Source organism: Microbacterium sp. GCS4, assembly GCF_001262495.1.
GTDB lineage: Bacteria > Actinomycetota > Actinomycetes > Actinomycetales > Microbacteriaceae > Microbacterium.
This window is the reverse complement of the sequence record NZ_LGYE01000004.1, coordinates 128,377-151,070: the sequence shown is the minus strand read 5'-3', so window position 1 is coordinate 151,070 and position 22,694 is coordinate 128,377. Positions and strand designations below refer to the sequence as shown.

Here is a 22,694-nt window from a genome sequence, read left to right as displayed (position 1 = left end):
ACCCGTGCCTGCGACGTTTCGCGTGCGGCGGATCAGCCCGCGGCCGCGCAGTACCGCAGCTCGACAGTCGAGCCGATCGGCACATCGCCCGGAGCGATCGACATCGCCGCGACCGTGGGCGGGTTGTTCGGGGTGCAGTCCGTGAGCTCGACCGGCGTCGCCACGAGCCCGATGCGCTCGAGCTCCGCGGTCGCCGCGGTGAGCGTCCACCCCGTGACGTCGGTGAGGGTCATGCGTCCGCTCGCGACGACCAGGTTGACCGCGGTCTTCGGGGCGACCTCGGCCTCTGCGGCCTCGCTGGCCTCCATCACCGTGTCGGCGGCGAGCCCCTTGTCGTTGCGTTGGATCACCGTGCCGAGCTGCAGTCCCGCCTGCGCGAGAGCCTCCTTCGCGGCATCCAGCGACAGCCCCTCGAGCGTGGGGACCACGACGGTCTCCTTGCCCGACGAGACGTAGACCGTGATGGTGTCACCCTCGGTGACCGCGGTGCCGGCCTCGGGATCCGTACGGATCACGTTGCCTTCGGCGATGTCGCTGCTCGACTCGAGCACGAGCTTCGACGCGAGATCGAGTTCGCCCAGGTCGTCCTGCGCCCTCTCGGCCGACACGTTCACGAGATCGGGGACGGTACGGGAGTCCGCCGGCACCTCGTCCGGGCGCATGCTGATCGTCCAGACCCAGAACAGCACCGACGCGAGCAGCACCGCCAGCAGCGCGACGCCGGCCCAGATCCATGCGACAGGGGGACCCGACTGCGTGCGGGCCATGGTCGTGTCGGTGCTGAGCTGACGGAGTGAGCGGGCCGTCTCCTGCGCCTGACGCGGGCTCGGACCGTACAGCTCGCTCGTCAGGGCGCCGATCTCCTTGCGGGTCGGGGTCGCGCCGGTGACCGCCGAGTCGAGCGCCGCGCGGAAGTGCGCGGCATCCGGGAATCGCTGGTACGGGTCCTTCGCGAGCGCGCGCAGCACGATGGGGTCGAGCGCGGGAGGGGCGTCCTCGTTGACCTCGGTGGGAGGCACGGGGGTCTCGCTCACGTGCTGGTAGGCGACGGCCACGGGAGATTCGCCGCGGAACGGCTGACGCCCGGTGAGCAGCTCGTAGAGCACCACGCCGGTCGAGTACAGGTCGGCGCGTGCGTCGACGGGCTCGCCCTTGGCCTGCTCGGGGGAGAAGTACGCGGCGGTGCCGATGATCTGGGTCGTCTCGGCCACCGTCGACGAGGAGTCCGACACCGCGCGCGCGATGCCGAAGTCCATGACCTTCACCTGGCCCTTGTCGGTCACCATGACGTTGCCCGGCTTGATGTCGCGGTGCACGACACCCGCACGGTGCGAGTAGTCCAGGGCTTCGAGGATGCCGTCGACGTAGCGGACCGCGTCCTCGACCGGGACCGGGCCGCGCGCGATGATGTCCTTCAGCAGCGTGCCGCCGATGAGCTCCATCACGATGTACGGCGGGTCGTTCGAGTCGTCGCCCGGAGCCGAGGGGTCGCCGGCGTCGTAGACGCGCACGATCGACGGGTGGGACATGCGCGACGCCGACTGCGCCTCGAGGCGGAAGCGGGTGCGGAACGCGGTGTCGCGGGCGAGCTCGGGGTCGAGGATCTTGATCGCGACGTCACGGCCCAGAGTCAGGTCGTAGCCGCGGTACACCTTCGCCATGCCGCCGTGCCCGATGAGCTCGCCGACGCGGTAGCGACCTGCGAGAACGCGTGGCTCTGTCGACACGTACTGACCCCCTGGAACGACCTGACCTGATGAGAACCTCAGCCTACGGCGTGGAACCCCTAATCGCCTGTGTCCTCGCCGCCGCCGTCACCGGCCGCGGGGAGGATCAGCACCGGCGCCATGGCGTCCGACTGCTGCGAGGGCATGTCGCTGCCGCAGAACACGCGGTACGTGGCGGTGATCGACTGGCCGGCCGTGCCCGGGATGATCTGCGTCGAAAGGACGCTCGGTCCGAAGCTGCGGATCGACTCGCCGGCGTTGCCGCCCGAGAACGTCGCGTTCGTGAGGGTGACCTCGAACGACGAGCGAGCGCCCGTCCCCGAGGGGCATTCGAAGCTCGGCCAGTTCAGCGTGACCGCCACGCCCGTGGTCGCCGTGCCGGCGATCGTCGGAGTACCGGTGGGCTTCCCGACCTGCGCCCTCTCCTTGTAGGTGGTGAGGACGATCGAGGTGCCCTCGGGCACGTTGCCGCCGGGCTGGACCGACTCGACGGTCCCGACCTGGTCGGCGTTCGGCGCCACCGTGTTCCCGACGACGCACTCGGCCTGGAGGCCGGCGTTGGTCGCGGCGCTGCGGGCGGCCTCGCACTGCATCCCCACGAGCCCGAGCCCGTCGACGTCGACCATCTCGGCGGTCGGGGTCGGGGTGGGGGTGGGGGTCGGAGTGGGGGACGCGCTGGTCGTGGTCGGCTTGGGCGTCGGATCAGCGTCGCCGCCCGGGTTCGTGAGAGCCCAGATGGTGCCGACCAGCACGATCACCAGCAGCGCGATCAGCGCGATGAGCGGCCACGTCCAACGGCTGCGCTTCTTCTTCTCGGTCGCGTCCTCGGCGGCTTCCTCGGTCGCGAGCTGCGCCGTGGTCGGCAGCACGCGCGTGGCGCCGTCGTCGCCGGAGGCCGTGAGCAGACGCGTCGCGTCGTCGCCGGCCACCCCGCCGTTCGCGATGGCGGGAACGGCGATCGCGGCGGAGTTCAGGTCGCCGCGGCGCAGCGCCTGCGCCGCGCGGGCGACGGTCGCCGCGGACGACGGTCGATCGGCCGGCTTCTTGGCGATCATCGCCATCACGAGGTTCTGCACCGGGATCGGCACGGTCGGCGGCAGCGGCGGGGGCTGCTCGTTGATCTGAGCCATCGCGATCGCGACCTGCGACTCGCCCGTGAAGGGACGCTTGCCTGCAAGGCACTCGTAGGCGACGATCCCGAGCGAGTACGTGTCGGTCGCGGGGGACGCCGGGTGACCGGAGGCCTGCTCGGGCGACAGGTACTGCACCGTGCCCATGACCTGACCGGTGGCGGTCAGAGGAACCTGGTCGGCGATGCGCGCGATGCCGAAGTCGGTGATCTTGACGCGGCCGTCGGGAGTGATCAGCAGGTTGCCCGGCTTGATGTCGCGATGCACCAGACCGGCGGCGTGCGCGGCCTGGAGCGCCGAAGCCGTCTGGGCCACGATGTCGAGCGTCTTGTCGGCGCTCAGTGAGCCGTCGCGCTCGAGGATCGTCGAGAGCGCCTCGCCGGGCACGAGCTCCATGACGAGGTAGGCGCTGCCGTTCTCCTCGCCGTAGTCGAACACGCTGGCGATGCCCTCGTGGTTCACGAGCGCCGCGTGCCGTGCCTCCGCACGGAAACGCTCGAGGAACCCGGGGTCCCCCATGTACTCGTCCTTGAGGATCTTGATCGCGACGGTGCGTCCGATGACGTGATCCGTCGCCTCCCACACCTCGCCCATGCCGCCGATCGCGATTCGCGACTGCAGCTCGTAGCGACCACCGAACGACACACCCTGCGTCGGTCTCATCTGCCCAGCACCGCCTCTATGACCTTCTTCGCAATCGGAGCGGCGATGGTGTCGCCGGATCCCGATTGCCCTTTTCCTCCGCCGTCTTCGACGAGGACCGCTACTGCGACCTGCGGGTCGTCCGCGGGTGCGAAACCGGTGAACCACAGCGTGTACGGCTTGCTGCCGTTCTCCGTGGTGCCGGTCTTTCCCGCCACATCGACCCCGTCTATTCTTGCACCCTGAGCAGCGCCCGTTGAGACGCTCGCGACCATGGATGCCGTCACCTGATCGGCGACCGTCGCGTCGAGCGCGCGACCGAACTCGGTGTCGTCGTATGAGCGGATCACCGACAGGTCGTTGCCGATCACCGTGTCGACGAGCCGCGGGTTCATCACGACGCCGTCGTTCGCGATCCCGGCCGACAGCATCGCGATCTGCAGGGGAGTGGCCGTGACCTGGCCCTGGCCGAATCCGCTGAGCGCGGTCTGCGGGTCGTTCAGCCCCCGGGGGTAGCTCGACGGAGTCGACTCGAGGGGTGTCGAGAAACTCTGGTTGAACCCGAACTTCTCGGCCATCTCGCGGATCGCGTCGTCGCCGAGCTGCACCGCGAGCTCCGCCATCGGGATGTTGCAGCTGAGGCGGATCGCCTCGGCGATCGTGACCGTGTCGCCGGGCCCGCACGTGCCGCCCCAGGCGTTCGCCACGGTGTTGTCGGATTGCGGCAGCTGATAGCGCGCCGGGTTGGGCAGCGTCGAGTCGGGCGTGTAGTCGCCGGACTCGTAGGCGGCCGCCGCGACGATGAGCTTGAACGTCGAGCCGGGAGGGTTCAGGTCTCCCGCGATCGCGCGGTTCGACAGGGGCTTCAGGGGGTCGGCGACGAGCTGGTCGTAGGCCGCGTTCGCGGCATCCGCGTCGTGGGTGGCCAGGGTGTTCGTGTCGAACCCGGGCGTGGACACCATCGCGAGGATGCGGCCGGTGCTCGGCTCGATCGCGACGACCGCGCCCTGGAGGCCCTGGAGCGCGTCGTAGGCCGCCTGCTGCGCCGCCGTGTCGAGCGAGAGCTCGACGCCGAAGCCGGTCTGCGGCTGGCCGGAGAGGATGCGCTCGATCTCGGCGAAGAACGCTGTGGAGCCCGTGCCCGAGAGGTCGGCGTTGAGGGCGCGCTCGATGCCGGTTGCCGACTGCAGGGCGGGGTTGAAGTACCCGGTCACGGGCTCCCACATCGCGCCGTCGGTGTAGACGCGCTGGAACTGATACCGGTCGGACGACGGTGTGGACGACACGATCGGGACGCCGTCGACGATGATCGACCCGCGCTGGATCTCGTAGCTGTCGTACAGCGTGCGGCGGTTGTTCTGGTTCTGCGCGAGGCTGTCGGCCTCGACGACCTGGATCCAGCTGGTCGCGGCGAACAGCGAGATGAACATGAACAGCATCACGATGCTGAGACGGCGGAGCTCTTTGGTCATGCGACGCCCCTCCCATCGTTGCGCGCGTGAACGTCCACCCGGTCGTTGAGCGAGCGAAGCGAGCCGAAACGCGTCGACATCACGGACATCAGCCGATCACCGCCCTCGGCTGGCTGCGGACGCCGTCGGAGATGCGCAGCAGGATCGCGACGATGAGCCAGTTGGCCACGAGCGAGGAGCCTCCGGCGGCGAGGAACGGGGTCGTGAGACCGGTCAGGGGGATGATCCGCGTCACGCCGCCGACCATGATGAACACCTGCAGGGCGATCGTGAACGCGAGCCCCGTCGCGAGCAGCTTGCCGAAGTCGTCCTGACCGGCGAGGCCGATGCGGATGCCGCGGCTGATGAACACCATGTACAGGCAGAGCACGGCGAACAGGCCGATCAGGCCGATCTCCTCGCCGAGGCTCGTGATGATGTAGTCGCTGTGCGCGAGCGGCGTCACGTCGGGGCGCCCCTGTCCCCATCCGGTGCCGAGCAGGCCGCCGTGCGCGAGACCGAACAGGCCCTGCATCGGCTGGAAGCCGGCGCCGGCGGGGTCGACCTTGTCGGGGTCGAACAGGAACAGCCAGTTCGTGAAGCGACCCTGCACGTAGCTGAGGATCTGCGTCGCCACCGCGACCCCGGCCGCGACGAGCGCGAGGCCGATCAGCACCCAGCTGGTCTTGCCCGTCGCGACGTACAGCATCGCGACGAACATGCCGAAGATGAGGGTTCCGGTGCCGAGGTCGCGCTGGATCACGATGATGCCGAGCGAGATCGCCCACACCACGAGGACGGGGCCCAGCTCGCGCATGCGCGGCCAGGTGATGCCGAGGAACCGCGTGCCGACGGACGTCAGGCTCTCGCGCGTGCGCACCAGGTACCCGGCGAAGAAGATCGCGAGGCAGATCTTGGCGAGCTCACCGGGCTGGAAGGCGAACATGCCGCCGAGGGAGACCCACACCTGGGCGTTCGCGTCGGGGATGCGCAGGCCCGGGACGAACGGCAGAAGCAGGAGCAGGATGCCGGAGAGGCCGAAGATGTACGTGTACCGGAACAGCACGCGGTAGTTGCGCAGCATGATCACCATGGTGATCGCGCCGGCGAGGGAGATGGCCGTCCACGCCAGCTGCTTGGTCGAGTAGGCGTCCCAGCCGGTGAGGGCCTTGGCGATGTCGATGCGGTAGATCATCGAGATGCCGAGACCCGTGAGCAGGGTGGCGATCGGCAGCACGAACGGGTCGGCGTTCGAGGCGACGATCCGCAGCACGAAGTGCAGGGCGAACGCCAGCACGGCGAGGCCGCCGCCGATCGCGAGGATCATGGGGTCGATCAGGCCGAGGGCGCCGAGCTGGGTCAGCGCCAGGGCCGAGCCGCTGATCACGACCGCGAACAGCAGCAGCCAGAACTCGCGGTTGCGCTGGGTCTGCGGCAGACGCAGCGTCCGCAGCGCCTTGATGACGGTGGTGTCGGCCTGGACGTCGCTGCTCATCCTGCACCCTCCGTCTCGGTCGGGGTCGGCACGGGGGTGGGCAGCGGCGTCTCGCCGGTGACGCGGTCGGCGCCCGCCTGCAGGCGCGCGACGATGGCCTGCGCGTCGGAGAGCGACCGCGCGGTGATCGTGCGCTCGACGGAGTCGCGCTGATACGGCGGGAGGTTCGCGAGCAGGATGTCGGTGTCCTCGATGGGAGTCGACAGTGTGATCGGCCCGATGTTCTGCTGCACGCCCTGGTAGATCACCACGCTGTCCTCATCGGCTCCGACGAAGTAGCGCGTCTGCGTCCAGCTGTAGGCGGCGAACGCCGCGAAGGCGAGCATCGCGAGCACCACCAGCATCCCGGCGATCCAGCCGAGACGGCGGCGCTTGGCGCGACGGCGGTCCTCCTCGATGAGCTCCTCGAGGTATTCCGAGGAGGGCTCGAAGTGGCTGGGGTCGTTCGCGGCCTGGCGCACCGGGTGCAGCCAGCTGCTGCGCGGGGCTCGCACGGGAGGGACCGTGATGTTCGCGGGGTTCGACGCCGAGCCGACGATCGTCGCGGTGCCGGAGTGCATGGCGTGCTGACCGCCCACGTCGACCAGCACGATCGTGACGTTGTCGGGCGCGCCGCCGTCGAGGGCCTGCTTGAGGAGGTTGTCGGCCGTGCGGCCCGGCGCGAGACCGAGGCGCATCGCCTTGAGGATGTGGTCCTCGTCGACGACGCCGGAGAGCCCGTCGGAGCACAGCAGCCAGCGGTCGCCGGGCTGCGTGTGCATCACGAACATGTCGAGCTCGGGGTCGGAGTCCATGTCGCTGAGCACGCGCATCAGCACGGAGCGCCGCGGGTGGTACCGCGCCTCTTCGGGGGTGATGCGTCCCGAGTCGACCAGACGCTGCACGAAGGTGTGGTCGGCCGTGATCTGGGTGAGCGCGTCGTCGCGATAGAGGTAGATGCGCGAGTCGCCGATGTGCCCGATCACCGCGAAGTCGTCGACCATGATGATCGCGCTCAGCGTGGTGCCGAGTCCCGCGAGCTCCGGGCGGTCCTTCGCGGCGCGGATCAGGTCGCCTGCGGCCGTGGTCGCGGCGGCCTGCAGCGAGGCCTGTGCGTCCTCGGTCGACGTGTAGGGCTGATCGAGCGGCTGCATGCGTGAGATCGCGATGCTCGAGGCGACGTCGCCGCCCGCGTGGCCGCCCATGCCGTCGGCGACGACGAACAGGTTGGCCCCGGAGTACCCGGAGTCCTGGTTGTTGGAGCGGACCTTCCCGGTGTGGGAGATCGCGACGCTCGAGCCTTCGAAGACCATGCCCGGGTCAGGCTCGCAGCTCGAAGGTCGTGGCGCCCACCTTGATGGGAACGCCGAGTCCGAGGGCGACGGGACCGCCCGTGACGCGGTTGCCGGCGACGAACGTGCCGTTGGTCGAGTCGAGGTCCTGGATCGCCCAGGCGTCGCCGCGCAGCAGCAGGCGCGCATGGTGGCTGGACGTGTAGTCGTCGCGGATCACCAGGGCCGACTCGCTGGAGCGGCCGATCGTGAGGATGTCGGTGCCGAGGGGCAGTTCGAGTCCGGCCTTCGGCCCCGAGGTGATCACGAGGCGCTTGGCGGTCGCGATCGTCGCCGGTCCCGTGCTCGCCTTCGACGATGCGGGGCGCTTCGCGGGGGCCGGGGGAGTGGTGGGGGATGCGGCAGCGGCGTCGCCTTCGGCGGGGAGCTTGCGCACCTTCATGCCGAACAGGTCGGCGCGCAGCGAGTACACGACGCCGAACACGAAGAACCACAGCAGCACCAGGAAGCCGATGCGCATGAGGAGGAGGACGAGCTCACTGGGGGTCGTCATCAGATCGCTCCGAACGCGCGGGTCGCGTCGTCGTCGCGCGGACGCGGGGGGCGCGAGGGCGTGGCGACGGGGACGATGCGGAAGATCAGATCGGTGCGGCCGATCGTGAGGGTGGTGTCGGTGGGGAGGCCGGCCTCGCGCACCTTCGCGCCGTTGACCTTCGTCCCGTTCGTGGAGCCCAGGTCGCGCATCATGGCGCGCTCGCCGTCCCAGAGGATCTCGACGTGCTTGCGGCTCGATCCGGCATCCGCGATCGTGATGTCGGCGTCCGTGCCGCGGCCGATCACGGTGCGCGCACGCGTGAGCGGGTGGCGGCGACCGTCGACGTCGATCACGGCCTGCCAGTTCACACGGCCCTCGACCGTGCCCGAGCTCACGCGCACGGTCCCGGTCGCGATGTCGTCGGCTTCCAGCGCGATCGCCAGCGGGCCGGCGAAGCTGTACCCCTGCGACTTCGCGTGCTTCGTGAGGAGCGCGTGCAGCTCGTCGGTCAGCGCACCGCCGAGTCCCTGCATCCGCTCGTAGTCGTCGGCGCTGAGGCGCACGACGTAGTTGTTGGGCGCGATGATGCGGTCGCGGCTCACGACGGCCGCCTTCGTGTCGGCTTCACGTCGGAGCGCCGAAGCGATCTCCACAGGCTGGATGCCGCTGCGGAAGGTCTTCGCGAAGGCGCTGTTCACAGCGCGCTCGAGACCCTTCTCAAAGCTGTCAAGTAGTCCCACTGGGCTCCTCTGGCATGCCAACTGGTGGGTACATCGTAGCCAGGTGACCTGGGTGATCGCCCGCCCGAGGCTCTTCGTCGGCTTATTTCCGTGCGGATCCGGGGCCGGTCGGGCCGCCGTCGCCGCGGTTTTCGGGTGGCTCGAACGCGTGATAGCCTTGGGAAGTTGAGTTCTTCGGAACGAGACGACTCGCGCGAGTGGCGGAATGGTAGACGCGCTGGCTTCAGGTGCCAGTGTCCTTATGGACGTGGGGGTTCAAGTCCCCCCTCGCGCACAGCGGGCCGTGTTAGGAAATACAGGCCAATCTGTTAGCAAATTGGAAGCCCCGGTCAGAGCAACTTCTGACCGGGGCTTTCGTTGACTCAGCTCGTGGGTGATTCCAGCCCTGCCGGCGAAGGCCGCGTTCCGTGGCGCGCTTGGGCTCGTTTCAGGTCCCGTCGGTCCAGGTAGGTGACGTGAAATCGAGCTCGATGAGATCCAATGTAAATCGCCTGAGCTCGCTGACGATGTCTTCCACATCCCGCCAAGATGGACCGTCGCCGTGTGAGAGCCGGCTCCGCAAGTCGTATACGCGGTCGAAGAACTTGGTGGCCGTGGTCCCTCCGTACTCGCGGGGTTCTAGTCGTTGGATCAACCGCTTCGCGCCCGCTCGGATCGAGTCGTTTCGGAGTCCTCGCACGCGGCTCGCGAGCGCTGCTCGTCGCTCAGGATCTCGCACGACCTCCGACTTCTCCACTTGTTGAGTAAGGAGCGCGATGAGTTCTCGCTCACTGTCAGAGACCTTGGTGGGGACCACCAGCGCTTCGATGGCTGACACCAGTGTGAGCAGCAGCGAATCTGATCCCTGAGCACGGCTCGTCTGATTGAGCAGGTCGAATGCCAGGTGTGCATGGTGCGACGGCACGGCGTCGCGGAGGGCATCGGCGAAGCGGTCCACGATGTTCGTCGGCGGGCTGAGCACATCCATTTCGGCGCTGATTGTGAAGGTGACGAGTTCTTCTCCAGACAGGTGGACCTGGACACCGGCGCGCTCGTTGATGACGCGGACGTTCTGGGGGACGGTGTCGTTCACGGCGACCAAGGCATGCTCGCTCAGAGCGCTGAACGACTGACGTTCCATGAAATCGACCGACAAGCCCGCGCGCAGTGACGCGAGGCGGAGCACGGCGCACAGCTCTGTGGCCCGTGCCTCTGCGGCAAAGTACGTCGCGTAGCCAGAGCCTGGAAAGTCGCTCGCGTCGCGTTCTTGAGGGGTCCGGACGCTTGGATCCAGACGCGTTCCTCAGGTGACTCGACGAGCACGAGCGTGTCGTCGTCGGTGTCAGGTCGAGCGCCTCCAATGGTCACAGGCACGCGGAAGGAGTACATGTGGGGATCGTACTGTCACGCTCCGCGGGCGTTGCCGGCGGTCGTGCGAGGAGACCTACTCGGATTCGGGCCGTATGAAGAGCGTGTTCGTCGGAGACTCGGCAATCAGAACGGGGACGCGGCGTTGCACCAGGTGTATGTCCTCGCTCGTGGCCTGCTCTCGGGACCGGCCCGCCTGCCACTCGAAGGTGACGTGAGGGCCTGGGAGGTCGAGTCGGATGTCATCACCATGGTTCGCGCTCGATGCCAGTGGCTCGGAGCCTAGGTCGCAAAACCACCAGAAGTGACGGCAGTCGGTGCTTCGCGAATCCGCTGCAGGCTTCTCAGGGCTGTCAAACACGTGAGCCTCGTCTTGCCGTGATTTCGGTCACGGCAAGACGAGGCTCGCTTGTTTCAGTCGACGACGACCGACGTCCCGTCCCGTGTGGAGTCCAGGTTGTAGACGACGACTGCGCTGACTGCATACGTTGCCAGTGACAGGCACAGCACGACGGCTGCTGCGGCCAGGATGAACACGTTAGGTCGACCCGGGCGACGGAACAGTTTGACGACCACAACGACGAGGAGCGCGATCTGCGCGACCACGATCCACGGGAACGCCAGCGACAAGACAACGAGGGCCACCGCGAGAGCGAGGAGCCACCATTGGGTCGCGGTCTTGGCGGCGGCCGTGTCTACGCGATTCGTCATGTCAGGAAGTCTTTCAGAAGTTCCCCAACGTAGCTGTGTACCGACCAGGGTTGCCGCTATGCGTCTTGATGACATGCTGCTTCGCGAAGGAGATCGGCGAGCCCTTGATCACGACGCTCATGTTGAAGATCACCTCGCACGCACCGACGCCTCCAGCCGTGATGTAGTTCGAGGCGGACGATGAACCAGTGAGTCCGAAGCCAGACCAGGCTCCCTTGCACGTGAGTACACGGGTGACCTTCGTGGCGTTGGCTTCATACTTGAAATCGGTCGTGAACGACCCGACGTTCACGTTGAGGACGCTCGCAGTCACCGTGTCCTTCGCCTGATAGGTCTTGAGTGCCGCCGCGGACGCTCGAGCCTGGACCTGAGGAGCAGCCTCCAGCTCCCGGACGGTCGTGGAGCTCTCGAAGTTCAGCACCGACCCCGGCTCTGATTCGACCTGGAAAGGAACGACTCCTGCTCGCTCGGGGACAGTGCGTCGAACTTGAGCTGAAGTTCATCCTTGACTGCGGGGTCGACACCCAGCGACGCAGTGAACTCGGAGAACTCCTCGTCTGCAGTGGCGTCCGTCGAAGCCATCGCTCCGCCGGCGCTTCCGAGCAACATCGCAGCCGAGATGGCGACCACAACCGCGGCACGAGAGACCTTCTGATACTTCATTTACTGCTCCTTCATTGTGAACAACGGACTCGACAGCGTCGAGCACTCACCTCGTCAAGCACCCGCTGCTTCAAGGCGCTCGTGAGGTGGTGCCCTGCAGAACAGCGGAACGCAAGCTCCCGAGAGGTCCTGGGGTAACCGATCTCGGGAGCTCGCGCTGGTGCCCGAACAGCCGGCCCCTATCCGTCCCGGTGGTTCGCAGCCACCCCGGAATCCGGCTGTCCGCGACCACGGTAGACGTGGCCGGCCGATGCGATCCAGGTGCGGGATGCCCGTCGATGCCTCAGGCCCGATGCGCCGCATCCCTGTGCCCGAGCGGTCTGCGCGGCCACCGCGGCGCCTCGTGCGGCCACCGGATCCGTCTCGTTCTCTGGAGTCGCGGCTCGAGGGAACCGATCGCCCCCATGCGGACATTACGTGATGTGAGGACCATTGACTTCGATGCGACGAGAGAGCGGTGCCTCGTGCTCATCGACCTTCACTATCGTGACGGTCGAGTCGGGCCGACGTGGCTGGCACGCGAGCTGTTCATCTCCCGGCGGCAGCTGGACAGGGCGTTCGCGGGCCACCCGAGCGTCGCGGAGATGCTGGCGCGGCGTCGCCTCCGGCAGGTCGTGCTCATCGCTGCGCACAACCCCGCCATCCCGATGTCGGAGATCGCGATGCGCTGCGGGTACGGCACGTACGAGACTTTCCGCGCCCACTGTCACCGGTACCTGCGGTGCAGTCCGCGAGCGGCGCGTGACCGTGGTCTCGTTCGGCGCACCCTCGCCACGGCTGCCTGAGCGGGCCTCGTCGCCCGCTCCGGGGCGGCTACCGGCCCGCTTACACTGGAGGTGGACGGTCGAGGGGACCGTGTCGCGCGAGGTGAGGCAGTGGCTGAGGACCGAGAATCGAGGACGCCGGGCGACGGTGAGCTCCTCTTCCGGCTGTCGCGCGGCGACGAACCCGCCTATCGGCTTCTTCACGACCGTCATCAGGCGCCCGTGTTCCGTCTGTCTCTGGTGCTGATGCGTACCTCGTGGGATGCGGAGGAAGTCGCCGCGACCGCGTTCTTCGAGCTGTGGCGCAAGCGCGACAAGGTCCGTCTCGTCGACGGCTCGGTTCTTCCGTGGCTCCTGGCGACCACGTCGTTCGCCGCGAAGAACAGCCTGCGTTCCCGCCGCCGGTATCAACGGCTCCTCAGCCGGATCCCGCATGAGAGAGACGTGCCCGATCACGCGGACGAGGTCGCCCGGGCGATGGATTCGATGAAGATCACGGAGGGGGTGCGCGAGGCGCTTCTGCAGCTGAACCCTCGCGATGCCGGCGTCGTGGTCCTCTGCGTCATCCACGAGCTGCCGGCGACCGAGGCGGCGGTGGTCCTCGGCATTCCCGTCGGGACCGTGAAGTCGCGACTGTCGCGGGTGAAGACGAAGCTGCGCAGCGAGCTGCAGGAGTACGCTCCCACCGCAGAGGAGGCACACGCATGACGGAGCAGTCCGGCGGCATGCCGCATCGTCGAGAGGTGCAGGACCTCCTCATCGAGCAGATGCGCCGGGACCTCTCGCGCCCGCCGTGGTGGAAGACCCTGTGGGGCCGATTGACCATTGCGGGCGGCGTTCTCGTCGTCGCGGGTGCCGGCGTCGCGGGTGTCGTGCTGCTCGATCAGCGTCCGGTGAGCGACACCAGCGTCGTGCAGTGCCTCGAAGGCCCCTACCGAAACCCGGACGGATCGCTGTCGGGCGCCGGAGTGAGCATCGCCACCCCCGATGGCGTCCTGCCGATCGAGGACGCCGAGGCCGTGTGCATCCAGATGTGGGAGTCCGGCGCGTTCGCCGAGACCGATCCGACCTCGGCGACCTCTGCCCCGGGGACCGCCCCGTCCGAATTCACGATGTGCGTCACGGATCAGGGCGAGGCGGCCGTCGTCCCGGGCAGGATCGAATGCTCGACCCTTCGACTTCACCCGTTCCAGGAGTGAGGCCGGAGCCGGCTCACCCGAAGGTTCCCGCGGGACGGTAGACGATGGATGACGTGCGTGCGGCCATCGACCCGAGCGACGAGCAGTACGGGGCGCAGGTCAGCACGGTTCCGGTGTAGCTGGTGCCGTCGTACTGCGAGGACCAGCAGTTGTTGAAACCCTCCGCGGACCGCACGTTGTTGTCCCACCCGGCGCTGAGGCTCGGGAACCCGAACGTCACGCCGTAGCATCCGCTGCCGGCGCCCCAGTGGAGGCGGACGGACCCGGTCCGGGACGTCCCCGTCCAGATCTTGCCCACGGTGACGGTCGATGCGGCCGCGGCACGCGCGTCGGTACGTGCGGAGGCGTTGTCCGGGTAGAGCTGCTCGTAGTCGCCGGGCGCTCCGTCCTCGATGAACTGCTCGGCCTCCTCGACCGAGTCGAAGCAGGACACGACCGTGGGGATGTCATCCGGGACGGGCTGGCCGTCGGCGACGGGCACACCGCCGATCGTGCATGCCGCCGGCGGATCGGGTTCCACGGAGGCGGACGAGGTCGTGGGAGTGGCGAGGGCGAGGACGGCGACGAGGGCCGCAGACGTCGACAGGAATCGTGTGAACAAGAGAAGCTCCTCCGATAGGGGTGGGATTCGCTTCGGTATGTCCACGCCCGATCCGGGGGTTCCTGTCCGGGAGATGCCGCACGCCGCAGATCCGCGTCGTCACGCGGATCGTGCGCGGTGGGGCTGACTCAAACTCTGCAGTCGAGACGGTGGCGCTCTCTCGCGTGTGCGGGACGTCGAGCGGGAGGAGCGAGACGCGTCCGAGAGACTGGACGCATGGACCACGAGCGCGCGAGGATGCCGCCGTCCTCGCGGCGACTCAACGGCGGCGACACGGTTCGGCTCTCGCTGCGGCCCCAGCGCGACGAGGATGCCGGAGTGTTCCGCCGCTTATGGACCGAGCGGGATCCGCGGGTGCCGCGGCATCGGCAGCTCACGTCGGACGGGCATCCCACCGTCGAGGAGATCGCCGAGAGCATCCGGGCAGGCGCGGAGCCGGGGCTGCTCACGGTCGTGGCGACGGGCTCGGGCGAGGTGGTCGGCTACTGCGGGATCGTCTTCCACGGGAGCGGTGAGCCGGACGAACCGGAGATCGCCTTCGAACTGCTGCGCGCGGTCCACGGTCGCGGTTATGCGACGGAAGCGGCGGCCGCCGTGCTCGCCGAGGCACGACGCGCCGGACACCCGCGGCTCTGGGCGACGGTCTGGGACTGGAACACCCCGTCGCTGCGCGTCCTCGAGAAGCTCGGCTTCGTCGACTCGGGCGCTGCGAACCCGGTCACCCCGCATGGTCGGACCACCCTCCTGGTGTCCGGGGGGCTGAGAGGCGCATCGCGCGCTTGTTCTTCACTGGTGGCACAAGTTGTGATAGACAGATGACACAACTCAGGGAGGCCATCGTGTCATCAGCAGTGATGTGGACGCCGAGTGAGATCGTGGGCGCGGCCTTCTCGATCCCGCTCACATCGTTCGTCGTCGCGATCTTCGTCGCGCTGGTCCTCGAAGCCTGGCGGTCGCGTCCCCGCGGGGGAGCGGGCGACCGCAGTGCCGCGCCCGCGACGATCGACCGCACCGGCGTGGTCGGCGTGCGCCATCGTCCAGAACTCATCGTCGTCGTCGTCATCGCCGCGGCCGTCGTGTGCACCCACCTGCTCGACTTCGTGCTGCGCTCTTACGTGCTGAACATGTCGGGGTCGACCGCATCGCTGCGCTTCGCGCTCCCCGTGATCGTCGCATCCGTGGGGCTGGCCGGTCTCGCTGCGCTCGTGGTCGCGAGAGGATCCGCGGCGTCCGTCGTGCCGGTGACTCCCTCCGTGCGGCGGACCTGGCTGACCTTCAGCCGTCGAAGAGATCTCGTCGCCGCCGCCCTCGCCGCCACCGTGCTCGCCGCCACGACCGTCGCCGCAGGACTGGCCTCGTCGACGGACCCGCAGGGGCAGCACATCTGGCTCGTCGTCCCCGTGCCGAACGTCGATGCCGTCGACCCGCTCCGACTCCACTTCTACGGGTGGACGTACGGAGTGCCCGTGCTGATCGCGCTCGCCGCGCTGCTCATGTCCCTCGCGGCGCTCCTGCGCGTCAACGCAGCCCGGCCGTTCCTGTCCCCGGAGACGGTCGCGGCCGAACGCCTCGCTCGTCGGAGCATCGCGTCGACGACTGCACGCGTCGCCGCGGCGTCTCTCGCCCTCGCGCTCGCCGGGGCCTGGCGACTCATCGCCTCGACCGGATCCGTCACGGGCCTCGTCATCACGGGACAGAACGACGGGCACCCCTACGAATCCGCGTGGCGGTATGCCGAGCTCGCCGCAGCGGCGGGGTGGGCCGCGCCGGTGATGGAGATCGTCGCCTACGCGACGCTGCTCGTCGTGGTCATCGGCATGCCGCGGAGACTGCCCTTGTCCGCGCGGACGACTGATCGCTCCGACGCGGTCGGGGCGAGGCGATGACACCGGTGACGACCGGGGAGATGCCGGAGGAGGGTGTCAGCGCCCGCGATATCTACGCACTGTTCCGTGGTCTGATCGTCTCGGGTCGGCTCGGCGCGAACGAGCGGCTTCCCACGGTCCGGCAGACGGCGACGGATCTCGGCGTCGCTCCCGGCACGGCGGCGAAGGCGTACAAGATGCTCGAGCAGGAGGGACTCGTCGTGAGCCGCACCGCGGCGGGGACCCGAGTCGCTGCATCGGCGGCGGTCCTCCCGCTGCCGGTCCTGAGGCGCGTGCGCGATCTCGTGGACGAGGCGACGGCAGCGGGCTCGTCCGCCGACGATGTCGTCGACGTGCTCCGGGCGCTGTGGCCGACGGCATCCGCGGTGCCGACCGCGATGCGGGTCGACTGACGGGCCTATCCACCCCGCCCTCAGGCGCGGTTCCACGGCGGCGAGGGGTACTCGCTCGGTGGCTCCGGCCATCCCACCGCGAGGATGCAGAGAGCGAGGACGCCCACGATGCTCACGACCGCGAGGACAATGGAGGCCGCTCGGATCGCTCGCGAGGGTTCGTACTCACCACCCCGCATGACCGCGAACGAACCGCCGAGCAGGCCCAGCCAGGCGATCAGCAGGATCACGGCGAAGCCGACGCCGATGCCGCTCTCGGAGTCGTCCCAGTAGCTGCGGGCGATGAAGCCGCCGTCCCATCCCACTCCGGCGAGGCTCAGCCACCCGGCGCCGAGGACTCCGCACACGGTCGCGATGAGCCACAGGACGACACCACCCACCAGACGCATGGTCCGAGAGTAACGAACGGCCGAAGAGGATCCTCGAGCGAGATTTCTTGACGAATCGGACGCCCACCCGTATCTTGGTGCCAAGACGTTTTGGCAAAACGTCTTGGCACTGAGGGTCTGCATTCTCATCCACAAGCGAATGGAGTCGAAGTGAAGAAGCTTCGCACACGAGCGACGGGGCGTGCTCGGCACGTCGGCGTCGCGCTGGCCGCGCTCTCCGCGGCGGCAGTCGCCCTCAGCGGTTGCGGTGCTGGCGGCGCTGCAACCACCGCGGGCGCCGATGGACTGACCATAGTCGTCGAGGGCGGGGGCAAGGCGGAACTGCAGCCCATCGCCGACCTCTACACCGAGGAGACCGGCACTGAGATCACCCTGGTCGAGCTGCCATACGCGGGGCTCTACGACCGGATCTCCTCGGAACTCAAGTCCGGAACCCCATCGTTCGACATCGCCGCGCTCGACGCCATCTGGCTCACCTCGTTCGGGCCAGGGCTCGCGCCACTGGACGACATCGCCGGCGACGAGGTCAAAGCCGATCTCTTCGACGGGCTCGTGAGCGAGGCGACCGTCGACGGGAAGTTCGTCGGGATGCCCGTCTGGACGAACTCGGAAGTGCTCTTCTACCGGACCGACCTCTTCGAGGACCCCACGAACAAGGCCGAGTTCGAAGCGGCCTACGGATACCCGCTCACACCGCCGACGACCTGGGAACAGTACCGCGACGCCGCGGAGTTCTTCACACAGGACACCGACGGCGACGGGAAGGTCGATCTGTACGGCACCGATGTGAAGGGCGCCGTCGAGACGGAATGGCTCGCCACGGTGTCGCAGGCGGGCGAGGAGCAGATGGTGCTCGACCCCGAGTCCGGGGAGGTCACGATCGACAATGCCGCGCACCAGGAGGCGCTCGACTTCTACGTGAGCCTGCTGCCGTTCGCCCCGCCGGGAGCGGCGCAGCTCGACTGGGCCGGCGCACAGAACCTCTTCTACCAGGGCAACCTCGCCATGATGCGGTTCTGGGGTCACGCGTATCGCCAGACCCCCGACGACTCTCCCGTCAAGGACGCGATCGGCGTCGCGCTGATGATCGGCGGCCCCGGCGGAGTCGCCGGAGTGCCGGGCGCCTGGTACCTCTCGGTGCCCGCGAGCGGCACGAAGCAGGATGCCGCGATGGAGTTCATCGCGTTCGCCTACGAGCACAACGACCTCGCCGCCGATACCTCGCTCGGACTCGTCGCACGCAAGAGCGCGTTCGAGAGCAAGGACGGCGTGGCCGGATTCGAGAACTACCCGGCGCTGGTGAGCACACTCGAGGCACCGCAGAGCCTCCCGCGACCGAAGACCGAGAAGTGGCAGGAGATCGTCGACTCCGTGCTCATCCCGACCCTGCAGAAGGCGGTGGAGCCGAACGCCGACACGGCCGCGCTGCTGTCCGACGCGCGATCGCAGATCGAATCGATCATCGAGTAGGACCCCGGCTCCGTGCACTCGACATCCCTCCGCACTGCCGCTGGGGTGGCTTCGGCCGCCCCAGCGCAGTCCACCCCGCCCCGTCGGCTCGGTCGACGGGAACGCGGCGACAGACGGTTCGCGTTGCTGCTCATGCTGCCCGCGGCGCTGTTCCTCGCGGCCTTCGTGCTCTGGCCGCTGATCAGCTTCGTCGTCGACAGCTTCTTCGACATCTCCCCGTTCGCCGGCGCCGGACGCACGTTCGTCGGATTCGACAACTACGTCGCGGCCTTCGCCTCCGACGCTTTCGCCTCCGCGTCGGTGCGCACGATCCTGTACACGGTTTTCGTCGTGGCCATGGAGCTCGTCCTCGGCCTGGCGGTCGCGTTGCTCTTCACCGCACTCGGCCAGCGCTCGACGGTCTTCCGCACGGTGTTCATGTACCCGCTCATGATCGCCCCCGTCGTCGCGGGTCTGCTGTGGCGCTTCCTCCTCATCGACAACTTCGGAATCGTCAACGAGCTGCTGACCCGATGGGGGATCCTCTCGAGCCCGGATCAGATCCAGTGGCTCAGCGATCCGAATCTGGCGCTGTTCTCCGTCGCCGTCCCCGACATCTGGCTCACGACGTCGTTCATCACGCTCGTGCTCTTCGCCGGCCTCCAGAACATCCCCGGTGACGTGATCGAGGCGGCGCGGCTCGACGGGGCGCGATATCCGCGGATGCTGTTCAGCATCATCATCCCGCTGCTGCGACCCGTCATCGCCGTCGCGCTCATCGTGCGCGGGATCGATGCCGCTCGCGCGTTCGACGTCATCCTCATCCAGACCGACGGCGGGCCGCAGGGGAGCACGACGACGCTCAGCCTCCTCGTGTACCGGACCATGACGCGGTTCGGGGATCCCGGGCTTGCGAGCGCCATGGGCACGATCTATCTCCTGGCGATGCTCGCCGTGTCGATCGTGGCGATCCTGCTGATCTGGCGACCGGGGGCGGGTGCACGATGAACCCTCTCGAGACCCGCGGGCGCAGCCGCATCCTGCTGTGGGTGCTGCTCGCCGTCACCCTCGTCCTCTACGGCTTCCCGTTCCTCTACCTCCTGCTCACGTCGTTCAAGACACCGCTCGAGGCCATCGCCGTACCGCCCGAGGTCTTCCCGTCGGTGTGGACGCTCGACAACTACATCTCGGCACTGACCCGTCAGGGCGTCGACGCCGCGCTCGTGAACAGCGTCGTGACCGCGCTCCTGTCGACGGCGCTCAGTCTCGTCCTGGCGGTCCCGGCCGCGTACGCGATCACCCGATTCCGCACCCCGTCCGGGCGGGTGTTCATCCTCGCCGCGCTGGTGACCCGGATGGTCCCGACCATCGCCGTGGGTGCACCTCTGATCGAGGTGATGCGCGGTCTCGGACTCACCGACACGTCGTTCGGTCTGGCGATCGCCCACACCACGATCTCGCTGCCACTGTCGATCTGGCTCATGGCGAGCTTCTTCGAGGCTGTTCCGGACGAGCTGAGCGAGGCGGCGCAGGTCGACGGATGCAACCGGCTCCAGGCGATGACCCGTGTCGTGCTGCCGGTGGTCTCTGGAGGACTGGCGGTCACCGCGATCTTCGCGTTCCTCGCGTCCTGGAACGAGTTCCTGTTCTCGCTCCTGCTGACATCGGTGCGTGCGCAGACGACCCCCGTGGTGATCGCGAACTTCCAGAGTCAGTTCGGTCTCGACTGGGGCGGGATGACGGCGCTTGCCGCCGTGTACTCCGTGCCGGTCATCATCCTCACCCTCTTCCTCCAGCGTCACATCGTGGCCGGACTCACCCTCGGCGCTGTCAAGGGCTGAGGGGGAAGGAGACAGCATGTCGAGCAGCAACGCCTACGACGTCACGACGTGGCCCCACGGCGATCCCGTCGACGACATCGGCGCGGTCATCAACGACATCGTCGCCGACGTGCGCGCGCGGCAGTCGCGCGACGACCTGACCGACGGGGGCCGACCGGGCGCCGTCATCCGCATCCCTCCCGGTGACTACCGCCTGCGCACCCAGGTCGTGATCGACGTGAGCTTCCTGCGCATCGAGGGGGCAGGCCACGGATTCACCTCGTCGAGCATCCGCTTCAACGTCCCCTCCACCGAGGTCCCCGACCTCCACGAGCTCTGGCCGGGAGGGAGTCGTATCCTCCACGACCTCCCGGTGGCCCACGGCGCCGCCGAGGGCGAGGGCGCCGCATTCCGAGTGGCCCGCACCGGGAGCCCGCGGATCAGCTCGGTCGAGTTCGTCGACTTCTGCATCGACGGGCTGCACTTCACGGGGGAGGGCCCCGACGGGAACCCGGAGAACTCGTACCGGAACGGCAGGACGGGCATCCTCGTGGACGATGCGAACGACTCGTTCCGGGTCATCGGGATGGGCCTCGTCTACCTCGAGCACGGTCTCACGATCCGCCGGGCCGATGCACTCTCCGTGCACGGCAACTTCATCGCCGAGTGCGGCAACGCGATCGAGCTGCGGGACTGGGGGCAGGCGTCGAAGGTCACTGACAACCTCGTCGGCGCCGGACCCTGGGGGCACTCGATCTACGCCGAGCGTCACGGTGGTTTGCTGGTCACCGCGAACAACGTCTTCCCCCGGGGCGCGAGCAGCGTGCACCTCGACGGGGTGACGCGGTCGAGCGTCACGAGCAACCGCCTGCACACGTTCTACCCGGGGGCCGTGCGGCTCACGGGCGGCAGCTCGGAGAACCTCGTCGGCGCGAATCACATCCTCCGCGACCACGAGCCGTGGGCTCCGTTCCAGGGCGTCCACAACGATCTGGACGACCTGCAGGGCCTGCTCCTCATCGAGGGGAATGACAACACAGTCTCCGGGAACCACTTCTCGGAGATCGTCGACACCCGAGAAGTGCGGCCCGCCGGTGCCGTTCCCGTCATCATCCGGGTGGCCGGTGGGAGCGGCAATCACATCGCGAACAACCATGTGGTGGCGAAGGACGTGCGATCCTCGTCGAGCGACGACTGCTTCGAGGCGCAGGTCGGTGCACTCCTCGGCACCCCCGAAGAGGGCAGGCTGGAGGTCGTGACGGTGCTGGTCGACGCCGACGCGGTCGCCAACACCGTCCTCGATTCCGGGACGGACGATGAGGTCGTGCTCGACAGGACGCGGAACGCGTTCCGCGCGACCCCGGCGGTGCCGACGCCCGGCCCGGGGCAATCGACGAGGAGAGCAGAGAAGTGAAGAGCAAGCGAGTCACCATCAGGCAGGTCGCCGCCGAAGCGGGCGTCTCGATCACCACGGTCTCCCACGTGCTGAACGACGTCCCCGGTCTGCGGGTGAACCCGGTGACGCGACAACGTATCGAGGAGGTGGCGGCACGGCTCGGCTACGTGCCCAACGGGCTCGCCCAGTCGCTGCGCACCCAGCGGTCGAACACGATCGGACTCATCGGCGACGAGATCGTGACCACACCGTTCGCCGGGAAACTGATCCTGGGCGCCCAGGAGGTCGCACTCGCGCGGAATGCCGTGCTGTTCGTGGTCTCCACCGGGTATGAGCGCGCCGTCGAGGACCGCGAGATCGAGGAGCTGCTCCGACGACAAGTCGACGGCATCCTGTACGCGTCGATGTTCCACCGAGAGCTCGCCCTGCCGCAGCAGCTGTCCTCGGTGCCGACGGTGCTGCTGAACGCCGAGTCGACGGATTCGCGCGTGCCCTGGGTCGCCCCCGACGAGGTCGCCGGCGGGAGGGATGCGGCCCGAACCCTCATCGACGCAGGGCACCGTCGGCTGGCATTCGTCAACAACATCGATGACATCCCCGCTTCCTCCGGACGGTTGGCGGGCTTCCGGTCGGAGATGGCGCAGGCGGGCCTGGATCCCGACGATCTGCTGGTCACGACCGCTGAGACGGATCCCGCCGGCGGATACGCGGCCACTCTGCCCCTGCTGTCGAGCCCGCAGCGGCCGACCGCGGTGTTCTGCTTCAACGACCGACTCGCCATGGGCGCGTACCGCGCGGCCGCCGAGCTCGGCCTGCGCGTGCCCGACGACGTGTCCATCATGGGCTTCGACAACCAGGAGTATGTCGCCGACGGCATATATCCCGGACTCACCACGATCGAGCTCCCTCACTACGACATGGGTGTATGGGCGGCCGAAAGGCTGTTCGCCGACATCGACGGGGCGGCGGCCGAGACGCCGAGTGTCCTCCTCCGCGGACCGGTGGTACACCGCGGCTCGGTCGCGCCTCCTCCCCGGACCCCCTGACCGCGGGGGGCTCGTCCGTTCCGCAGACTCGCGGCGAGCT

The 22,694-nt window shown here is 68.3% G+C and carries 24 protein-coding genes and 1 tRNA gene; 12 read left to right on the top strand and 13 right to left on the bottom strand.

The window, feature by feature from the left end:
• Positions 1–32 precede the first annotated feature (32 nt).
• From pknB to AKH00_RS14685, 7 genes are all read right to left on the bottom strand, one after another.
• Positions 33–1,727, bottom strand: coding sequence for a Stk1 family PASTA domain-containing Ser/Thr kinase (gene pknB, locus AKH00_RS14715; protein ID WP_050723515.1), 1,695 nt, complete (start codon positions 1,725–1,727; stop codon positions 33–35).
• Positions 1,728–1,786: 59 nt separating this feature from the next.
• Positions 1,787–3,520, bottom strand: coding sequence for a protein kinase domain-containing protein (locus AKH00_RS14710; protein WP_082297657.1), 1,734 nt, complete (start codon positions 3,518–3,520; stop codon positions 1,787–1,789).
• Entirely contained in the window at positions 3,517–4,971 is a 1,455-nt protein-coding gene (locus tag AKH00_RS14705) for a peptidoglycan D,D-transpeptidase FtsI family protein (RefSeq protein WP_050723513.1), read from the bottom strand. The genes AKH00_RS14710 and AKH00_RS14705 overlap by 4 nt, the downstream gene beginning before the upstream one ends.
• 88 nt (positions 4,972–5,059) lie before the next feature.
• Positions 5,060–6,445: an FtsW/RodA/SpoVE family cell cycle protein gene (locus AKH00_RS14700; protein WP_050723512.1), complete on the bottom strand. Its 1,386-nt coding sequence runs from the start codon at positions 6,443–6,445 to the stop codon at positions 5,060–5,062.
• Positions 6,442–7,737: a PP2C family protein-serine/threonine phosphatase gene (locus tag AKH00_RS14695; RefSeq protein WP_050723511.1), complete on the bottom strand. Its 1,296-nt coding sequence runs from the start codon at positions 7,735–7,737 to the stop codon at positions 6,442–6,444. The genes AKH00_RS14700 and AKH00_RS14695 overlap by 4 nt, the downstream gene beginning before the upstream one ends.
• Positions 7,738–7,744: 7 nt before the next feature.
• Positions 7,745–8,269, bottom strand: a complete 525-nt coding sequence (locus AKH00_RS14690) for an FHA domain-containing protein FhaB/FipA (protein ID WP_050723510.1) — start codon at positions 8,267–8,269, stop codon at positions 7,745–7,747.
• A complete protein-coding gene (locus AKH00_RS14685) occupies positions 8,269–8,991 on the bottom strand; it encodes an FhaA domain-containing protein (RefSeq protein ID WP_050723509.1) in 723 nt (240 codons plus the stop codon). Before AKH00_RS14685 ends, AKH00_RS14690 begins: the two co-directional genes overlap by 1 nt.
• A gap of 191 nt (positions 8,992–9,182) precedes the next feature.
• On the opposite strand from AKH00_RS14685, the gene AKH00_RS14680 reads away from it, so the two are divergent.
• Positions 9,183–9,265, top strand: a tRNA-Leu gene (locus AKH00_RS14680).
• 153 nt (positions 9,266–9,418) lie between these two features.
• Here the strand turns inward: AKH00_RS14680 and AKH00_RS14675 are convergent.
• From AKH00_RS14675 to AKH00_RS14660, 4 genes are all read right to left on the bottom strand, one after another.
• Positions 9,419–10,156, bottom strand: coding sequence for a hypothetical protein (locus tag AKH00_RS14675; RefSeq protein ID WP_050723508.1), 738 nt, complete (start codon positions 10,154–10,156; stop codon positions 9,419–9,421).
• 596 nt (positions 10,157–10,752) lie between these two features.
• Positions 10,753–11,049: a hypothetical protein gene (locus AKH00_RS14670; protein ID WP_050723507.1), complete on the bottom strand. Its 297-nt coding sequence runs from the start codon at positions 11,047–11,049 to the stop codon at positions 10,753–10,755.
• Positions 11,050–11,062: 13 nt separating this feature from the next.
• Positions 11,063–11,470 (bottom strand): hypothetical protein, encoded by a 408-nt coding sequence (locus AKH00_RS14665; RefSeq protein WP_050723506.1) that lies wholly within the window; start codon positions 11,468–11,470, stop codon positions 11,063–11,065.
• The gene (locus AKH00_RS14660) at positions 11,464–11,712 is read right to left on the bottom strand and encodes a hypothetical protein (protein WP_050723505.1); all 249 of its coding nucleotides are present in this window, start codon (positions 11,710–11,712) and stop codon (positions 11,464–11,466) included. The genes AKH00_RS14665 and AKH00_RS14660 overlap by 7 nt, the downstream gene beginning before the upstream one ends.
• A gap of 464 nt (positions 11,713–12,176) precedes the next feature.
• On the opposite strand from AKH00_RS14660, the gene AKH00_RS18015 reads away from it, so the two are divergent.
• The 3 genes from AKH00_RS18015 to AKH00_RS14645 all read left to right on the top strand — a co-directional run bounded on the left by AKH00_RS18015 (position 12,177) and on the right by AKH00_RS14645 (position 13,675).
• Positions 12,177–12,497, top strand: coding sequence for a helix-turn-helix domain-containing protein (locus AKH00_RS18015; protein ID WP_161804403.1), 321 nt, complete (start codon positions 12,177–12,179; stop codon positions 12,495–12,497).
• A 90-nt stretch (positions 12,498–12,587) separates the two neighbouring features.
• Entirely contained in the window at positions 12,588–13,184 is a 597-nt protein-coding gene (locus AKH00_RS14650) for an RNA polymerase sigma factor (protein ID WP_050723503.1), read from the top strand.
• Positions 13,181–13,675, top strand: a complete 495-nt coding sequence (locus AKH00_RS14645; RefSeq protein WP_050723502.1) for a hypothetical protein — start codon at positions 13,181–13,183, stop codon at positions 13,673–13,675. Before AKH00_RS14650 ends, AKH00_RS14645 begins: the two co-directional genes overlap by 4 nt.
• 13 nt (positions 13,676–13,688) lie before the next feature.
• On the opposite strand, the gene AKH00_RS14640 is transcribed toward AKH00_RS14645, so the two are convergent.
• Positions 13,689–14,276, bottom strand: a complete 588-nt coding sequence (locus AKH00_RS14640) for a hypothetical protein (protein ID WP_050723501.1) — start codon at positions 14,274–14,276, stop codon at positions 13,689–13,691.
• A 216-nt stretch (positions 14,277–14,492) separates the two neighbouring features.
• On the opposite strand from AKH00_RS14640, the gene AKH00_RS14635 reads away from it, so the two are divergent.
• Genes AKH00_RS14635 through AKH00_RS14625 form a run of 3 tightly spaced genes read left to right on the top strand, consistent with a single transcriptional unit; the run spans position 14,493 to position 16,554 of the window.
• Positions 14,493–15,095, top strand: a complete 603-nt coding sequence (locus AKH00_RS14635) for a GNAT family N-acetyltransferase (protein WP_235556796.1) — start codon at positions 14,493–14,495, stop codon at positions 15,093–15,095.
• A gap of 20 nt (positions 15,096–15,115) precedes the next feature.
• Positions 15,116–16,162, top strand: coding sequence for a hypothetical protein (locus AKH00_RS14630; protein WP_152926213.1), 1,047 nt, complete (start codon positions 15,116–15,118; stop codon positions 16,160–16,162).
• The gene (locus AKH00_RS14625; RefSeq protein WP_050723499.1) at positions 16,159–16,554 is read left to right on the top strand and encodes a GntR family transcriptional regulator; all 396 of its coding nucleotides are present in this window, start codon (positions 16,159–16,161) and stop codon (positions 16,552–16,554) included. The genes AKH00_RS14630 and AKH00_RS14625 overlap by 4 nt, the downstream gene beginning before the upstream one ends.
• A gap of 20 nt (positions 16,555–16,574) precedes the next feature.
• Here AKH00_RS14625 and AKH00_RS14620 read toward each other — a convergent pair whose 3' ends face one another.
• The gene (locus AKH00_RS14620; RefSeq protein ID WP_050723498.1) at positions 16,575–16,943 is read right to left on the bottom strand and encodes a hypothetical protein; all 369 of its coding nucleotides are present in this window, start codon (positions 16,941–16,943) and stop codon (positions 16,575–16,577) included.
• A gap of 150 nt (positions 16,944–17,093) precedes the next feature.
• Here AKH00_RS14620 and AKH00_RS14615 point away from each other — a divergent pair, with 150 nt between their 5' ends.
• The 5 genes from AKH00_RS14615 to AKH00_RS14595 all read left to right on the top strand — a co-directional run bounded on the left by AKH00_RS14615 (position 17,094) and on the right by AKH00_RS14595 (position 22,654).
• A complete protein-coding gene (locus AKH00_RS14615; protein ID WP_082297655.1) occupies positions 17,094–18,413 on the top strand; it encodes an extracellular solute-binding protein in 1,320 nt (439 codons plus the stop codon).
• Positions 18,414–18,545: 132 nt separating this feature from the next.
• Positions 18,546–19,400, top strand: coding sequence for a carbohydrate ABC transporter permease (locus AKH00_RS14610; protein ID WP_050723497.1), 855 nt, complete (start codon positions 18,546–18,548; stop codon positions 19,398–19,400).
• Positions 19,397–20,233, top strand: a complete 837-nt coding sequence (locus tag AKH00_RS14605) for a carbohydrate ABC transporter permease (protein ID WP_050723496.1) — start codon at positions 19,397–19,399, stop codon at positions 20,231–20,233. The genes AKH00_RS14610 and AKH00_RS14605 overlap by 4 nt, the downstream gene beginning before the upstream one ends.
• 16 nt (positions 20,234–20,249) lie before the next feature.
• On the top strand, positions 20,250–21,626 hold the full coding sequence (locus AKH00_RS14600) for a NosD domain-containing protein (RefSeq protein ID WP_050723495.1): 1,377 nt from the start codon (positions 20,250–20,252) through the stop codon (positions 21,624–21,626).
• Complete coding sequence (locus tag AKH00_RS14595) at positions 21,623–22,654, top strand: LacI family DNA-binding transcriptional regulator (protein ID WP_050723494.1); 1,032 nt, start codon at positions 21,623–21,625, stop codon at positions 22,652–22,654. The genes AKH00_RS14600 and AKH00_RS14595 overlap by 4 nt, the downstream gene beginning before the upstream one ends.
• Positions 22,655–22,694 lie beyond the last annotated feature (40 nt).

Bases quoted from the DNA above. Each gene is read 5' to 3' on its own strand.
- AKH00_RS14600 (WP_050723495.1), top strand. From the start codon at position 20,250: ATGTCGAGCAGCAACGCCTACGACGTCACGACGTGGCCCCACGGCGAT.
- AKH00_RS14690 (WP_050723510.1), bottom strand. From the start codon at position 8,269: ATGACGACCCCCAGTGAGCTCGTCCTCCTCCTCATGCGCATCGGCTTC.
- AKH00_RS14645 (WP_050723502.1), top strand. From the start codon at position 13,181: ATGACGGAGCAGTCCGGCGGCATGCCGCATCGTCGAGAGGTGCAGGAC.
- AKH00_RS14695 (WP_050723511.1), bottom strand. From the start codon at position 7,737: ATGGTCTTCGAAGGCTCGAGCGTCGCGATCTCCCACACCGGGAAGGTC.
- AKH00_RS14705 (WP_050723513.1), bottom strand. From the start codon at position 4,971: ATGACCAAAGAGCTCCGCCGTCTCAGCATCGTGATGCTGTTCATGTTC.
- AKH00_RS14610 (WP_050723497.1), top strand. From the start codon at position 18,546: ATGCTGCCCGCGGCGCTGTTCCTCGCGGCCTTCGTGCTCTGGCCGCTG.
- AKH00_RS14670 (WP_050723507.1), bottom strand. From the start codon at position 11,049: ATGACGAATCGCGTAGACACGGCCGCCGCCAAGACCGCGACCCAATGG.
- AKH00_RS14625 (WP_050723499.1), top strand. From the start codon at position 16,159: ATGACACCGGTGACGACCGGGGAGATGCCGGAGGAGGGTGTCAGCGCC.
- AKH00_RS14635 (WP_235556796.1), top strand. From the start codon at position 14,493: ATGGACCACGAGCGCGCGAGGATGCCGCCGTCCTCGCGGCGACTCAAC.
- AKH00_RS14710 (WP_082297657.1), bottom strand. From the start codon at position 3,520: ATGAGACCGACGCAGGGTGTGTCGTTCGGTGGTCGCTACGAGCTGCAG.
- AKH00_RS14660 (WP_050723505.1), bottom strand. From the start codon at position 11,712: ATGAAGTATCAGAAGGTCTCTCGTGCCGCGGTTGTGGTCGCCATCTCG.
- AKH00_RS14605 (WP_050723496.1), top strand. From the start codon at position 19,397: ATGAACCCTCTCGAGACCCGCGGGCGCAGCCGCATCCTGCTGTGGGTG.
- AKH00_RS14700 (WP_050723512.1), bottom strand. From the start codon at position 6,445: ATGAGCAGCGACGTCCAGGCCGACACCACCGTCATCAAGGCGCTGCGG.
- AKH00_RS14620 (WP_050723498.1), bottom strand. From the start codon at position 16,943: ATGCGTCTGGTGGGTGGTGTCGTCCTGTGGCTCATCGCGACCGTGTGC.